The organism is Chryseobacterium subflavum, from assembly GCF_055762745.1.
Window position 1 is genome coordinate 1,058,846 of record NZ_JBVTMR010000001.1, and the last position, 14,275, is coordinate 1,073,120.

The 14,275-nt window shown below is 36.0% G+C and carries 13 protein-coding genes; 8 read left to right on the top strand and 5 right to left on the bottom strand.

What is annotated here, in order from left to right:
- Positions 1–111 precede the first annotated feature (111 nt).
- Complete coding sequence (locus tag AC0INN_RS04455) at positions 112–2,754, top strand: glycoside hydrolase family 2 TIM barrel-domain containing protein (RefSeq protein ID WP_306611954.1); 2,643 nt, start codon at positions 112–114, stop codon at positions 2,752–2,754.
- 121 nt (positions 2,755–2,875) lie between these two features.
- A complete protein-coding gene (locus AC0INN_RS04460) occupies positions 2,876–4,198 on the top strand; it encodes a serine hydrolase domain-containing protein (RefSeq protein ID WP_306611956.1) in 1,323 nt (440 codons plus the stop codon).
- A 46-nt stretch (positions 4,199–4,244) separates the two neighbouring features.
- Here the strand turns inward: AC0INN_RS04460 and AC0INN_RS04465 are convergent, their stop codons facing one another.
- Positions 4,245–4,679 (bottom strand): organic hydroperoxide resistance protein, encoded by a 435-nt coding sequence (locus tag AC0INN_RS04465; RefSeq protein WP_273647786.1) that lies wholly within the window; start codon positions 4,677–4,679, stop codon positions 4,245–4,247.
- Positions 4,680–5,036: 357 nt separating this feature from the next.
- Between AC0INN_RS04465 and AC0INN_RS04470 the strand changes: the two genes are divergently transcribed.
- Positions 5,037–6,317, top strand: a complete 1,281-nt coding sequence (locus AC0INN_RS04470; protein WP_273647787.1) for an epoxide hydrolase family protein — start codon at positions 5,037–5,039, stop codon at positions 6,315–6,317.
- 74 nt (positions 6,318–6,391) lie between these two features.
- On the opposite strand, the gene AC0INN_RS04475 is transcribed toward AC0INN_RS04470, so the two are convergent.
- Both AC0INN_RS04475 and AC0INN_RS04480 read right to left on the bottom strand, forming a co-directional pair.
- Complete coding sequence (locus AC0INN_RS04475) at positions 6,392–6,796, bottom strand: hypothetical protein (protein WP_172283382.1); 405 nt, start codon at positions 6,794–6,796, stop codon at positions 6,392–6,394.
- A gap of 158 nt (positions 6,797–6,954) precedes the next feature.
- Positions 6,955–8,154 (bottom strand): MFS transporter, encoded by a 1,200-nt coding sequence (locus AC0INN_RS04480; RefSeq protein WP_273647788.1) that lies wholly within the window; start codon positions 8,152–8,154, stop codon positions 6,955–6,957.
- Positions 8,155–8,518: 364 nt separating this feature from the next.
- Between AC0INN_RS04480 and AC0INN_RS04485 the strand changes: the two genes are divergently transcribed.
- Positions 8,519–10,096 carry a Na+/H+ antiporter gene (locus AC0INN_RS04485; RefSeq protein WP_273647789.1) on the top strand — a complete coding sequence of 526 codons (1,578 nt, stop codon included), beginning with the start codon at positions 8,519–8,521 and terminating at the stop codon, positions 10,094–10,096.
- Here AC0INN_RS04485 and AC0INN_RS04490 read toward each other — a convergent pair whose 3' ends face one another.
- Entirely contained in the window at positions 10,097–10,432 is a 336-nt protein-coding gene (locus tag AC0INN_RS04490; protein ID WP_273647790.1) for a hypothetical protein, read from the bottom strand.
- Positions 10,433–10,998: 566 nt separating this feature from the next.
- Between AC0INN_RS04490 and AC0INN_RS04495 the strand changes: the two genes are divergently transcribed.
- Positions 10,999–11,208 carry a hypothetical protein gene (locus tag AC0INN_RS04495; RefSeq protein WP_228457038.1) on the top strand — a complete coding sequence of 70 codons (210 nt, stop codon included), beginning with the start codon at positions 10,999–11,001 and terminating at the stop codon, positions 11,206–11,208.
- 150 nt (positions 11,209–11,358) lie between these two features.
- Here the strand turns inward: AC0INN_RS04495 and AC0INN_RS04500 are convergent, their stop codons facing one another.
- Complete coding sequence (locus AC0INN_RS04500) at positions 11,359–12,006, bottom strand: DUF1349 domain-containing protein (RefSeq protein ID WP_172283374.1); 648 nt, start codon at positions 12,004–12,006, stop codon at positions 11,359–11,361.
- Positions 12,007–12,112: 106 nt separating this feature from the next.
- Between AC0INN_RS04500 and AC0INN_RS04505 the strand changes: the two genes are divergently transcribed.
- The 3 genes from AC0INN_RS04505 to AC0INN_RS04515 all read left to right on the top strand — a co-directional run bounded on the left by AC0INN_RS04505 (position 12,113) and on the right by AC0INN_RS04515 (position 14,169).
- Positions 12,113–12,865 (top strand): response regulator transcription factor, encoded by a 753-nt coding sequence (locus AC0INN_RS04505; protein WP_306611962.1) that lies wholly within the window; start codon positions 12,113–12,115, stop codon positions 12,863–12,865.
- A gap of 93 nt (positions 12,866–12,958) precedes the next feature.
- Complete coding sequence (locus tag AC0INN_RS04510; RefSeq protein WP_306611964.1) at positions 12,959–13,354, top strand: helix-turn-helix domain-containing protein; 396 nt, start codon at positions 12,959–12,961, stop codon at positions 13,352–13,354.
- A gap of 59 nt (positions 13,355–13,413) precedes the next feature.
- Positions 13,414–14,169 carry an SDR family oxidoreductase gene (locus AC0INN_RS04515; RefSeq protein WP_172283370.1) on the top strand — a complete coding sequence of 252 codons (756 nt, stop codon included), beginning with the start codon at positions 13,414–13,416 and terminating at the stop codon, positions 14,167–14,169.
- Positions 14,170–14,275: the final 106 nt, after the last annotated feature.

Here is a 14,275-nt window from a genome sequence, read left to right on the forward strand (position 1 = left end):
TAAAAGAAAGAAAAAAAACTAAAGCACGATAATTTCTATTAAATTTGTATTTGTCTCTATTTGAGACAATAATTACATTGTAACAAATAATTATTTCCAAAATCCCGAAGTATGACCTATTCGATAAGAAATCTGATTATAGTATTCCTGTCATTAATTCCGTTTGTGTCTTTTTCACAAAGGATCAAGCAAAGTATTAATACTTCCTGGCAATTTCACAGAGGAGTTGAAAAAGATGATAATAAAAAAGGATATTGGGAGCAGGTAAATATTCCCCATACATGGAATGTTGAAGATGTTATGGATGATGAACCCGGGTACTATCGGGGAATAGGATGGTACCAGAAAGAATTGTACATTCCTGAGGGTTGGAAGGATAAAAACATATACCTCTATTTTGAAGGGGCCAGCCAGGTTGCAGAAGTATTTGTAAATGGTAAAAGGGCGGGGGTACATCGAGGATCTTATCTTGCATTTAGTTTCAATATTACCAGCCTTTTAAACGAAGGAAAAAATACAATCAGGGTAAAAGTGGATAACAGCCATGATCCTGATATTCCCCCGCTTGGAGGAGATTTCAGCGTATATGGTGGTATTTACCGGGATGTCTATCTCATTGCAGTAGACAAAAACCATTTCGATATGGATAATTATGCAAGTAGCGGTGTGTTTATTTCTACTCCTTCCGTAAGTGAAGAATCTGCCAGTGTTCAGATCAGGGGGAAAGTTTCTGTCAGCAAAAAGGTTAAAATTACAACAACGATTTATGATAAAGAAGGCAAAGAGGTCGCCGTTTCTGAAACGGATCCTGATAAGGATGGAAGCTTTACGGTTCAGGTAAAAAACATCAAAAAACCAAATTTATGGAGTCCTGAAAATCCTTACCTGTATAAAGTTGTGAATGTATTGAGAGATGCAAAAAATGAGATCGTATATGACGAGGTGGTCAATCCTTTAGGTTTTAGATGGTATCATTTCGATGCTGAAAAAGGATTTTATCTGAACGGTAAACCCTATAAAATTATGGGAGCAAGCAGGCATCAGGATTTTAAAGGCATGGGATCTGCTCTTTCCGACGCCTTGCATATCAATGATGTGCAATGGCTGAAGGATATGGGTGGAAATTTTTTAAGGGTTTCTCATTATCCCCAGGATCCTGCTGTTATGGAAGCATGTGATCGCCTTGGAATATTAACTGCTGTGGAAACACCGGGTAACAATCAGATCACCGAAAGTGAAGTTTACACTCATAATATGCTCGATATGCAACGTGAAATGATACGGCAGAATTATAATCATCCGAGCGTAGTTATATGGAGTTATATGAATGAGGTTCTTATTCAGCCCTTGTATAAGGACAAAACACCGGAAAGAGAAAAGTATTGGAAAAATCTTCATGAGCTTGCTCTGAAAATGGAAAATCTCTGCCGGGATGAAGATAAGGAAAGATATACTATGATTGCATTTCACGGAGATTTCGATTTATATAAAAAAGTTGGACTTATCGATATACCTAAAATCGCGGGATGGAATTTATATCAGGGATGGTATGGAGGGAAATTCGGAGACTTTGAAACTTTTGTTTTAAAGCATCATAAAGAATTTCCTTTAAAACCTTTGATTATTTCCGAGTTCGGAGCAGATTCAGATTACCGGCTTCACAGTTTCAGCCCTGTAATTTTTGATAAAACCCAGGAATATGCTAATCTTTATCATGAATCCTATCTTAAGATCATTAAAAAATACGCCTTCATTGCAGGTGCCATTGTATGGAATCTTGCAGAGTTTGGAAACGAAAGCCGTCAGGAAGCCGTTCCTCATATTAACAACAAAGGATTACTTACGACGGACCGAAAACCAAAAGACAGCTATTTCATATACAAAGCAGCATTGGCTCAACAGCCTTTTGTGAAAATTGGAGGCTCGGACTGGTTGTACCGGGCACAGCAGGCGGACCCCGGAAGTAATACAGAAGCCACTCAACCGGTAACAGTGTATAGCAATCAGAAAGAAGTGAAGCTTTGGAATAACGGACAATTGATTGGCATACAAAATGTGAAAGACGGGAAAGCTGTCTTTGCATGCAGTTTTAAAAATGGACTTAACACCCTCAAAGCTGTTACGGACAGAGGTGACGAAGATCTTATAGCCATTGATTTTCATGTAATTGCCAATCAGTTGAAAAATACGGAAAATACATTTACAACTTTAAATGTAAGTTTGGGAGATCAGAGAATGTTTGAAGATGAAGTAACGAAAGAAAGCTGGGTGCCTGAGCAGGAGTATAAACCGGGAAGCTGGGGATATGTAGGCGGAAAAGTGTATCGGGAAGATGAAAAAAGTGAAAAGTACGGTTCAAGAAGAAATATACTGGGAACTGCTTATGATGCAATGTATGAAACACAGCGTGTTGGTCTGAAAAGCTTTAAAGCTGATGTCCCTGACGGACTTTACGAAATTACACTGCACTTTGCGGAGCTCCTTACCCCTACGGAACAGGAAAAGTTGGTGTATAACCTTGAAAGCAATACCCGGTCAGAAAATAAGTTGGGATATACTCGGAAATTTGATGTTTCCCTGAATGGTTTTATTTTTCTTGAAAATCTTTCAGACGATAATCATCTTGCTCCTATTACAGCATACAGTACAAAAACTACTATTTTGGTAAATAGAGGACAGGGAATAACAGTTGGTTTTATTCCTCATGAAGGCGAAGCCATTTTAAATGGAATACAGCTTAGGAAGATATTTTAGTATCAAAATAGAGGATTTGGATAAGGCTGGGTACAGGTAAAAAAATAAACTTATTACTATATTTTTCTAACTTTAAATCGGATTATTCGTAAAGCCTTTTACCACCAAAAAACCAATAATTATGAAATATCAATTTTCGCTGATGCTTTTTTTACTGTTCTTTTCACTGGGTTTTAGTCAGGAAGGTTCGCAACTAAATGTAGGTGTGGAAAATACTACAATAAAAAAGGAAGCAGATGAATATTTTTCATCTCTTACAGCTCTAAGGCAGTTTAATGGAAATGTTATAATTGCAAAAAATGGAGTGGTGCTTCTCAATAAAACACACAATTTACAAAACGGACCTAGGGATATGCTGATCAATAGAAACAGTACATTTATTATTGCTTCTGTTTCAAAGGTTTTTGTAAAATATGGAATCCTGAAATTGGTAGAACAGAACAAAATATCGCTTAACGATCATTTGTCAAAGTTTTTGTCTGGTTTTCCGGAAGGAGAAAAAATCACCATCCGGCATCTTATGCAGCATCAGTCTGGCTTACCAAGGGAAATTACAGATTATGAAAAGTTTGATAAATTATCCGGTGACCAGATCATTGAATTGGCTAAAAAGGAAAAACTTTTATTTGAACCCGGATCCCAGACATTATACTCCAATATTGGATTTTTATTATTGCATAACATTATTAACAAAGTAGCTTCTGAGGGTTATCTAAAATTCATAAAAAAAGAAATATTTGACCCTATTGGTCTTCACAATACCAATGAATATAATGGTAAGAGTCCGATTAAAAATTTTGTGAATGGATTTGATATAGAAGATGGGAAAATAATTAAAGCTTCTGCAAAGGAACTCGATCGGTTTGAAACCGGCAATTACGCTTCAACGATTGATGATCTTTTCCATTTCTCCCAAGAAGGTTTTAATGGTAAACATCTTCAAAAAGATCTTATTAAAGAATTGTTTGACGAAAATGATGTATTGGCACAAGCTGGCGGCAGACCTGGATACCGGGCTTATTTTTATAAAAACCGGAAAACCGGATTTGATTTCATTTTTCTAAGCAACTACACCGGAGTTCCTTTTCAACAGGTGACGCAAGATATCGTGAAGATATTTGAAGGAAAAGCATACCATGTTCCTCGAGCAATAAAAAGACAAAAGATTAGTCTATCTGAAAATGTAATGAAGCGGTATGAAGGAAAATACATTCTCGAAATCGACCAATCTCAATATTTAGTCATTACCATTAAGGAGGGAAAATTGTACATTACTAACAAAGATGGCGAGACCTCAGAAGGTGTCCCTGATTCTGAATTTACATTCTTTTTTGATCCTGCCTCAAATGACGGACTGATATTTACCTTAAACAAAGATACAGGAGTTTATGAACTCGAGATGATATCGGATGGATTACATCTTAAAACTAAAAAGGTAAATTGATTAAATTCTAAAAAAATCCACAACTTCAATGTTGTGGATTTTCTTTTTAAATAAGAGTAGTACTTACCTTGATATTACCGTGTATTGCCTTAGAATAGGGGCAGGTCTGATGAGCGAGTTCTGTTAATTGCTGTGCAATCTCTCTTTCCAAACCAGGAAGAGCAATAGAAAGCCGGGCCTGTAAAAGGAAGTCTTCCCCATTCATTCCCAGATCTACTTCGGCATCCACATAAGTCTCAGAAGGGATTAGTACTCCCAATTTTTTGGCAGCAAGACCTAAAGCTCCGATATAGCAGGCGGACCATCCTGCAGCAAATAACTGTTCCGGATTTGTCCCCGCCATTTTTGATCCCGGAGGAGATAATAACAGATCCAGATTTCCATCATCACTTTTAGCGTTGCCTTGTCGTCCTCCCGTAGTTTTTGTTTTCGCAGTATAGAGTACTTTTACTATTTCTGCTGTTTTTTGATCATTGTTCATGAGTGTAAATTTTAGTTAATAATTGTTGAAATACTTTGCAAAGAAAGTCTGAATCTTCTTCGGTTACCAGCTTCATAAGGGTGAAACAGACATTTTGGAGGATGAGGCGGGCAAATAGGATCTGGGATATTTTTCAGGGGTTTTAGGAAGAACAATTTTGAAGGATATACTATGATTAGAGCAGAAAATAATGATCAGAATAAGTACTCAAAAAGCGGGTGTAGATTTTAAGTTTTGAAATGACCGGTTTATCGTTCATTTAGTCTTATTGGACCTGATGATGATTGATCTGCGACGAGCAGCACAATACATTTGCCGAAAAAATAATTAAAAAATCAACTTCTTAAAATCAAAACAATGGAAACAAAAGCAAACAATTTAAAAACGACTATTACTGCAGGTGTATTTATGTTATTATCAGCAACATCTTTTGCACAGAATACAACAAAAGAAACTGAAACCATCCGCCCTTACCATGTACGTATTCCCAAAACTGCCATCAAAGAACTTCGCCAGCGGATCAATGCGACCAGATGGCCAGGTAAAGAGACGGTAACAGACCAGTCACAAGGAGTAAGACTAAACCAGATTCAGGATCTTGTAAAATACTGGGGAAATAGTTATGACTGGCATAAGGCGGAAAATAAACTAAATGCCTATCCACAGTATATAACTAAAATAGATGGGTTGGATATTCATTTCATTCATGTACGGTCGAAATATAAAAATGCAATGCCTTTGATTATTACGCATGGTTGGCCAGGGTCTGTATTTGAAGAATTAAAAGCCATTGAACCTCTTACAGATCCTGTAAAATATGGTGGAAAAGCTGAAGACGCTTTTGATGTAATAATTCCTTCTATGCCTGGTTACGGGTTTTCAGAAAAACCTAAAACAACAGGTTGGGATGTTGAAAGGATAGGCAAAAGCTGGGATGTTCTGATGAAACGTCTGGGTTATCATCATTATGTAGCCCAGGGAGGAGATTGGGGTGCGGTTATTGCCGATGCGATGGGCCGTCAGGCTCCGGAAGGGCTTCTGGGAATCCATGTCAATATGCCTGCAACTGTGCCTGCAGAAATAGCTGATATTCTAAAAGCGGGAGGCCCGGCACCTGAAAGTTTGTCAGAAAAAGAAAAAGCAGCTTTTGCCTCATTGAATAAATTATATACCCGCGGCGGTGGTTATGCTGCAATGATGGTAACACGTCCTCAGACACTTGGTTATGGACTAACAGATTCACCTGCAGGACTAGCCTCTTTTTTCCTGGATAAATTCAATGAATGGACATACAGTGGTGGAAATGCTGAAAAATCCCTGACGAAAGATGAGATGCTTGATGATATCAGTTTATATTGGTTCACGGATACCGCTGTTTCATCTGCACAACTATACTGGGAAAATAATAATAACAATTTTAATGTCGTAGAGCAGAAAACAAGAGACATCAAAGTGCCTGTAGCCATTACTGTATTTCCCGGAGAAATTTATCAGGCTCCCAAAACATGGGCAGAAAAGGCATATCCTAACCTGATGTATTTTAATGAAGTTACAAAAGGAGGACACTTTGCATCCTGGGAAGAGCCCCAGATTTTTGCACAGGAACTCCGGTCGGCATTTAAGCCTTTAAGAAAATAAATGGGATAAAACAGAAACAAAAAAATCCACAGCTTCAGAAAGCTGTGGATTTATATATAGTTGTTATGTTTACATTATTGGTGATATTGCATTCGTGTAAAGGCCTCTTTTCCGAAAAGGCATGAAAAAATATTCTGAAACTCATGAATGTATCTGCACCGGATTGAGTTGCCGTAAATCTTTAAACCTTCTACGATTTTTTTGGGGCTCAGATCGATGTCATATTTAATAAACTCTTCCGGTCGCTCATACCGGATGCGTTGTTCAGAACTGTATGTTCTTGAAAAACCGAATTCTTCCAGCCATTCTTCAGTGATCTGGATTGGATTGATGGCATCAGCCGGGGCAGAGATACTTTGGATATCATTTTCAATTTTTACAAAATAATCTTTTGCATTATTTTGGAAGATCTCTGTGATTGTGAAAATTTGATTTTTGTACTCAACTAAATTTCTAATCTTTAAGTCTGCAACGTTCATAATATTTAGTGTTAAGGAGGTTATTAAAAATGATGTGTGTTAATAAATAGAGTTGCAAATACTATGCCTGACAGAATATATTTTATTTAAATATATGTTAATGTATTAGGTTAATATTTATGGATTATAAAATATTACTTGAAATAAATGATTATTACTTACGATACTTTGTGGATATTGTTAAATTTTAAGGATGCAAGCAGAAAGGCTGTAAGTATAGCTACAATAAGGAATATGATAAAATAACTCCACGAAGTGCCGTGTAGTAAATAACCGGTGCCACTCCCTAGAATACTGGAACCAAAATAATAAAATAGCCAATACATAGAAGTTGCAGAAGATTTTCCTTCTTTTGCACGGAGCGCTGTCATTTGGCTCGCCATAGTATGGGCCGCAAAAAAAGAAAGTGTAAATAATCCGAGTCCGAAAATAACAATGTAGATATTTTCCGAAAGAAGAAGGATAACGCCGGCAATCATAAATAATATTGATCCTTTCAGAATATTCTTCTGTTCCGTTCTCTTTGATAAACGGCTGGTAATCATCGTTCCGAACACTCCGAATGTATACATCAAAAATATAAATGCAATATAAAAATGATTGAGCGAGAATGGAGCGGCTTCCAAACGGAATGTAAGATAATTATATACACTTACAAAAGCTCCCATCAACAGCGCCGCAACAAAATACAACCTTAGCATATAAGAGTCTGTAAGGAATCTCTTCATCTGTTTTATTTTAAGGTGATAATCTACTTTTTGCGGATTGAAAAATTTTGATCCGGGAAAAAGCCTCCAGAATAGTAAACCAAGGATAAGGCTCTCGATGCCTATGATCAGGACTGCTTTCTGCCAACCCAATTCTCCTGAAAGAAGTGTCGCCAATATTCTTCCGCTCATTCCTCCTATTGTATTCCCGCTAAGATACATACTTATAGCCAGGGCAACCACAGATGTATGGACCTCCTCGGTGAGATAGGCCAGAGCTACCGCGGACACACCGGAAATCACAAAACCTTTTAGAATGCCAATGAATATCAATACGGTAAGACTTGGAATCCATGCCGAAATAATAGTGAGAACAGCTGAAGACAGAAGGGAAAATGCCATTAATCCCTTTCTTGAATAGCTGTCTGCATTAAAAGCAAAGAAAAAAAGGCCTGCTGCCATTCCTATTGTAGAAGAAGAAACGAGCAAAGAGCTGTCTCCTACGGTCGTATGGAAATGATCTGCTACCAAAGGAAGCAATGGCTGGAAAAGATAAAGTTGGGCAAATACAGATAATCCGGAAAGAAAAATACATAATTTAATGTAATGAAAACGTTTGCTTTTTCTTTCTGCTTTTTCAGATAAGTTCATGGGATACATATTCCTTTACTTCATAACCATAAAGGATTATACAAATTTCCAGATAAATTTTCAATTTGAAAAACGTTTATTTTTGATAATATAAATCGTTATAAGCGATCATGAAAAATAAATTCTTCACACTCTGATTAAAAAAGCTCTTTTTTAAATTTGAATATCTTCTAAATAATATCAACGGACTAAGGAATTCTTATCATCAACAGTGATTTCTGTTTTACGGTTTTAAAAGCGATGAAATAGAAACAAATGTTAGATTTTTTAAGGAATGACCTCTTGTAAACGTTTTATAAATTCAATTTTTTTTTTGGATTAAAAGTCAGCAAATCATTATCATTGTATTTCTAAACATGATAAAATGATTGAAAATTTCCCCTTTTATCTGTCACTTATTGTTGCTATCGTATTACTTATAATGCTGGCCAATAAAATAAAGGTGGCTTATCCTGTTCTTTTGGTAATTGCAGGATTACTGATTAGTTTTATTCCCGGTATTCCCGCCATAAAGGTTGATCCGGAACTTATCTTTATTATTTTTCTTCCACCCTTGCTTTATGAGGCAGCCTGGTCTATTTCCTGGAAGGAATTATGGAAATGGCGGCGCATTATCGGAAGTTTTGCCTTCGTTGTTGTTTTTCTTACTGCAATTTCCGTCGCTTTTGTAGCGAATTATTTCATACCCGGATTTTCTTTGGCATTAGGGTTTTTGCTGGGAGGAATTGTTTCTCCGCCGGATGCTGTAAGTGCAGGTGCCATTCTTAAATTTGTGAAAGTTCCCAAAAGGATGTCATCAATCCTGGAGGGGGAGAGCCTTTTAAACGATGCTTCTTCTCTTATTATTTTACGTTTTGCAATGGTAGCTGTAGCTACCGGGCAATTTGTATGGCATGAAGCGGCGTTAAGCTTTTCCTGGATGGTTGTAGGAGGACTCGGAATCGGCCTGGTCATAGGATGGATTTTCATGGAGTGCCATAAATACCTGCCTACAGATGCCAATATGGATACCATTCTTACAATTGTAGCCCCTTACATTATGTACATCTGTGCTGAAGAAGTGCATAGTTCCGGTGTACTTGCGGTAGTGAGCGGCGGCCTGCTACTCTCTAATCACAGGCATCGTGTATTAAGTGCTTCATCACGTTTACGGGGAATCAATGTTTGGGAAAGTTTCGCCTTTGTATTAAACGGTTTGGTGTTTGTGCTAATCGGATTAGACCTTCCTGAAATTACTTCAGGACTGGAAGGAGTAAGTCTTTCTGCAGCAATAGGATATGGCCTTTTAATAACGGGTGTGTTGATAGTTGTCCGGATTTTGTCTGCTTATGGAGCCGTGATCATTACTCTTATTGCCAGAAATTATATTACGGTAGCGGATAAGAGAAGTCCCGGATTCAAAGCTCCATTAATCATGGGATGGACGGGAATGCGTGGGGTAGTTTCTTTAGCAGCAGCACTTTCAATACCTATTAAGTTATATCCTGGTGGTCCTGATTTTCCTCAGCGAAACCTGATTTTATTTATTACTTTCATTGTTATATTGACCACATTACTGCTTCAGGGTCTGACCCTGCCTTTTATAATCAGAAAAGTAAATATGCCCTCCTTTAATGATCATCTTCCGGATGAAGAAGCCGATGAACAAATTAAAAGAGAAATGGCTCAATATACGCTTGAACATATCACGAATAATTATGGAGAAATGTTGAAGACAAGTCCTTTCTTACAAAACATACATGACAAGTGGCAGGGAAAAATAGGAGATGATGCTCAGATCAGGATTTCTCCGGAAGTTAAATCTGCATACATGGCTATCCTAAACCAACAACGGACCTGGCTGGTAGATCAGAATCATGGTGACCGCTATGATGAAGACATTATCAGAAAGCATCTGATGAGAATTGATCTTGAAGAAGAAAGAATAAGATATACCCATTAATCAATCCATGTTCAATGAGGAAAGAAGCCTCTGCAAATATTCGTTTTCCTTTAATACCTTTTGATAGGACTGCCTCGCGTAAGAAGGCGAAAGCTTATACACTTCCGTGATGGTGTGAAACTCTTCGGTTTCAATATCTTGATTGAGGTGAACGGAGTAATCGCTAATATATTTATCAATAATTCTTTTCTTCATTTCGCATAAAGTACAATTCCTTATTTTCTGCAGAGAATTTAATATAAGAGATTTATCTCCATGGAAATTAATGATATTTTTCACAAATGATAAATTATGCTTATCCTGCAATTGGTAGTGGGATTCATCTTCAAAAATCATAATCTGGCAATAGTTTTTAATTTGTTTAGAATTTTTTAAACCAATTCCATTATTTGTGTTTAAATTTTTCACTTCAAAAATCTGACCAAAATATATAAATAATGATGGAAAAAGTTTTTTCAGAATTTTTTATATGATTGTTTGTGGTTGCTTACCGGTTTCCAATAAAATCTATAGCTAATGTAGAATTATTTCTACGTATTGTGATTTTTTATTCTATGCAATTTATTTTAATAAAAAGTAAGGGAGTCTTATTTTTGCTACACTGCTTTTATAATCCCGATAAGGTTCATTTTAGAAGGATAATCTTTATTAATTATAGAGCATAACAATATTTAACATACTTTTAAGTACAAGTGTTTAAGGCTGGAAACCTCTTGAAGAGATTTTCAGCCTTATCTTTTATTTAATGAAGCAAAGTTTTTGATTAAATATATTCATGTAGATTGTGTTAGAGTAATATATGTTTAATCAATTGCATACTAATTATTTATATGGATTTTTAAGAAGGAAGTAAGCTTATATTTTTGGTCTCTTTTTTGATGCTAATCAGCAAACACAAAACAATGATGAAAGAAAAATTTAAGCATTTGCTTGGAAAAACACGTCGTGAAATAGTAGAAGAAATAGGTGATGGTTTTAATTTTCCGCATAATGAAATCTGGACCTATGAGGTAGGGAAAACCTGGATTGGAAGAAAAATTATTTTGTCAATCAGGTTCAAGAACAAGAAGGCTTCCGAGATCGCTTTTTATAAAAGCTTTAAAAAATGTTAAACATATATTTAGTTTAGTTCCTAATTGCTACCATATATTTTCTGAAATTTATTGAAAAAATGAAACTGAAATATCAATATGTCAATGAAAAACCTCCCAAAAATGGGAGGTATTAAAAAATTGACTGTATATTGAAATGTAACTCAATCGTTATTGATGATTGTCAAGCCATTGTAAACGACGTTCATCAGGTAAATGCTTAACTTTAAAGTTTTCGAAAACAGCATTAAATCCTGCTCCGTCAGGACATGCAGCCATTAACCCGACCATTACCGGAGTATTGTCCTGTAGATGGGCATTGCGCATCATGATGTAATTTTTATCGTCGAAAGAATAAAATACTTCTACTGCATCCAGTCTCCTTACTGCCTTTATCCATATTGCTGAAGGGATTTTATCCAGGGTAATGACACTCCAGTCGCTCGTCGTATGAGTAACGACCGTACTTAGATTATACTTTCCGTCTACAAATTCGATCCCTGCTTTGATATAGTTTTCTTTATCCACTCTCAGCATCAAACCCATCTGATCAAATCTGGCCTTGTAGTTTCCGTTTATTTTTACTTTAGCTTCAAATTCACCACCATAGGTGGTATAATAAAATGGTGCATCATCTACTGTAAAGCCGTAATGAGAGATTCTCCAATAATCACTTTGCGGAGTTACAAACATAGACAATGTATTGCCCTTAATCTCCCATTTTTCAGGTTCATTAAACCACATCATTTTTTCTAATGTCTGGGCGAAAGTTGTATTGATAAACAATAGGGTGCAAAAACTTAAAATGATTCTCCTCATGATGCAAAATATCTTTTCATATCAATATATAACTGAATGTAAATTATTAATTTAGCAAAAGTAAAACTTAACAATAGTATCATCAATACTGATAAATAACCATTTTATGAAGATTGTAGAAACATTGAATGAAACATTGCTGATTAAAGGGATAAATAAAAGCAGTGAATGTTTATTGGATATTGATGTATATAAAAACATAGCTAGAGTGTATACCCAAATGGAAAACACCATCTCTGTATTAAGTGATATGCAGGAAAACAGAAGCTACGTTTATAAATCCGATACTGCCCTGGAACTTGGATTGGAAAGGGAGATAGAGCCACTAATCATAAATTCCATCTGGGAAGAGGAAATCCTGAAGAGAATACATCCTGATGATAAGGTTAAAAAATATATTCATGAACTGAGATTTTTCAAGCTGGTGGATTCTTTTAAGCCGGAAGAAAGAACCCATTATAACGTTTTATCCAGAATAAGGATGAAAGACAAGAATGGGGAATATGTCTTTGTGCAGCACCGTATGTTTTATTTCTATTCTCCTTACAATAACAAACTGAGATTTGCTCTCTGTCTTTATAGTATCGCTATTGATCAGTCTATACTTTTACCTCCGGACTTTCTGATCATTAATTCAATAAAGGGGAAGATTGTTGCGGAGGATAAACTCAATTACAGAAACATTTTATCGCAGAGAGAAATGGAAATTTTAAAATATGTAGGAGAGGGTTTTACCAGTAAGGAAATTGCAGACTTACTTTTTATTAGTGTAAATACAGTAAGCCGTCACAGGCAAAATATCCTTGAAAAGCTGAAAGTAAAAAATTCAATACAGGCATTCAATGACAGCTTTCATTGATTAATGAAGGCTAATCTTCCGAAAAGTTCACCATAAACTTGCGTAATATCTTTTTAAATTGGTATTTTTAGTAAAACACATAACGATACTTATATGAAAAAAGACGTAAGAAATTTGAAGAGGGGAGAAGAAATCACCAATAGTTATATGGTATTCTTAGATAGGCATATTCAGGATGTTATTTCCGGCAATATATCTGAATTTATGGAAGTGAATGAGATTGCGGACAGCCTGGCTGTTTCTCACACCCACCTTACAGATACGGTAAAGAAAGAAACCGGGAATCATCCTTGTTATTTTTATGATACTAAAATCGTAGAGCAGATACAGGTAATGCTTGCACAAAGCGATTTTTCAATTGCTGAAATAGCCAGGATATTTACTTATGATCCGTCCAACTTTTCAAAATTTTTTAAAAAATTTACAGGAATTACACCTGGAGAATACAGAAAAAGAACAAAGACAAAAGTTCCAAAAAGTTCACCATAAAAAAACTATTCCTAATGCTCACATTTGTAAGACATAACTAATTAAAAAGAAACATAATTATGTCAAAAAATGATTTAAAAGGAAAAGTGGTTTTAATCGCTGGAGGAGGAAAAAATCTTGGTGGATTATTAAGCAGAGATTTTGCCTCAAAAGGAGCAAAGCTTGCTATTCACTACAACAGTGAAAGTTCAAAAGCAGAAAGTGAAAAGACTTTAAATGAAGTTAAAGCGTTGGGAGCGGAAGCTTTCCTGTTTCAGGGAGATCTTACAAAAGTTGAAAACATCACAAGATTATTCGACGAAACGATAAAAACTTTCGGTGGAATTGACATTGCGATCAATACTGTAGGTATGGTTCTTAAGAAACCTTTTGTGGAAACGACAGAAGCAGAATATGATTCTATGTTTAACATCAACTCCAAAGTGGCATATTTCTTTATTCAGGAAGCTGGAAAGAAATTAAATGATCACGGGAAAATATGTACGATCGTTACATCATTGCTGGCTGCTTATACCGGATTGTATTCCACATATGCAGGAGCAAAAGCCCCGGTAGAACACTTTACGAGAATGGCTTCCAAAGAATTTGGTGATCGTGGTATTTCTGTAACTGCTGTTGCACCGGGACCAATGGATACCCCGTTCTTTTACGGACAGGAAAGTGATGATGCTGTTAATTATCATAAATCTGCTTCTGCTTTAGGTGGGCTAACAGATATAAAAGATATTGCACCTCTTGTAGAGTTTTTGGTAAGTGACGGATGGTGGATTACGGGTCAGACCATATTTGCAAACGGAGGATACACAACAAGGTAGATCTCTTATTCAACCGATAAAAAAGGTGATTGTTTTATGCAATCACCTTTTTCTTTTTCTTCAGTATGACTCTGTATTTAGCCTATAAATGTTATAATTAATTATT

Excerpts from the sequence above, each read along its gene's own strand:
- AC0INN_RS04465 (WP_273647786.1), bottom strand. The coding sequence starts at position 4,679 with ATGAACAATGATCAAAAAACAGCAGAAATAGTAAAAGTACTCTATACT.
- AC0INN_RS04505 (WP_306611962.1), top strand. The coding sequence starts at position 12,113 with ATGAAGATTGTAGAAACATTGAATGAAACATTGCTGATTAAAGGGATA.
- AC0INN_RS04515 (WP_172283370.1), top strand. The coding sequence starts at position 13,414 with ATGTCAAAAAATGATTTAAAAGGAAAAGTGGTTTTAATCGCTGGAGGA.
- AC0INN_RS04500 (WP_172283374.1), bottom strand. The coding sequence starts at position 12,006 with ATGAGGAGAATCATTTTAAGTTTTTGCACCCTATTGTTTATCAATACA.
- AC0INN_RS04480 (WP_273647788.1), bottom strand. The coding sequence starts at position 8,154 with ATGAACTTATCTGAAAAAGCAGAAAGAAAAAGCAAACGTTTTCATTAC.
- AC0INN_RS04470 (WP_273647787.1), top strand. The coding sequence starts at position 5,037 with ATGGAAACAAAAGCAAACAATTTAAAAACGACTATTACTGCAGGTGTA.
- AC0INN_RS04455 (WP_306611954.1), top strand. The coding sequence starts at position 112 with ATGACCTATTCGATAAGAAATCTGATTATAGTATTCCTGTCATTAATT.
- AC0INN_RS04490 (WP_273647790.1), bottom strand. The coding sequence starts at position 10,432 with ATGATTTTTGAAGATGAATCCCACTACCAATTGCAGGATAAGCATAAT.
- AC0INN_RS04485 (WP_273647789.1), top strand. The coding sequence starts at position 8,519 with ATGATTGAAAATTTCCCCTTTTATCTGTCACTTATTGTTGCTATCGTA.
- AC0INN_RS04495 (WP_228457038.1), top strand. The coding sequence starts at position 10,999 with ATGATGAAAGAAAAATTTAAGCATTTGCTTGGAAAAACACGTCGTGAA.
- AC0INN_RS04475 (WP_172283382.1), bottom strand. The coding sequence starts at position 6,796 with ATGAACGTTGCAGACTTAAAGATTAGAAATTTAGTTGAGTACAAAAAT.
- AC0INN_RS04460 (WP_306611956.1), top strand. The coding sequence starts at position 2,876 with ATGAAATATCAATTTTCGCTGATGCTTTTTTTACTGTTCTTTTCACTG.
- AC0INN_RS04510 (WP_306611964.1), top strand. The coding sequence starts at position 12,959 with ATGAAAAAAGACGTAAGAAATTTGAAGAGGGGAGAAGAAATCACCAAT.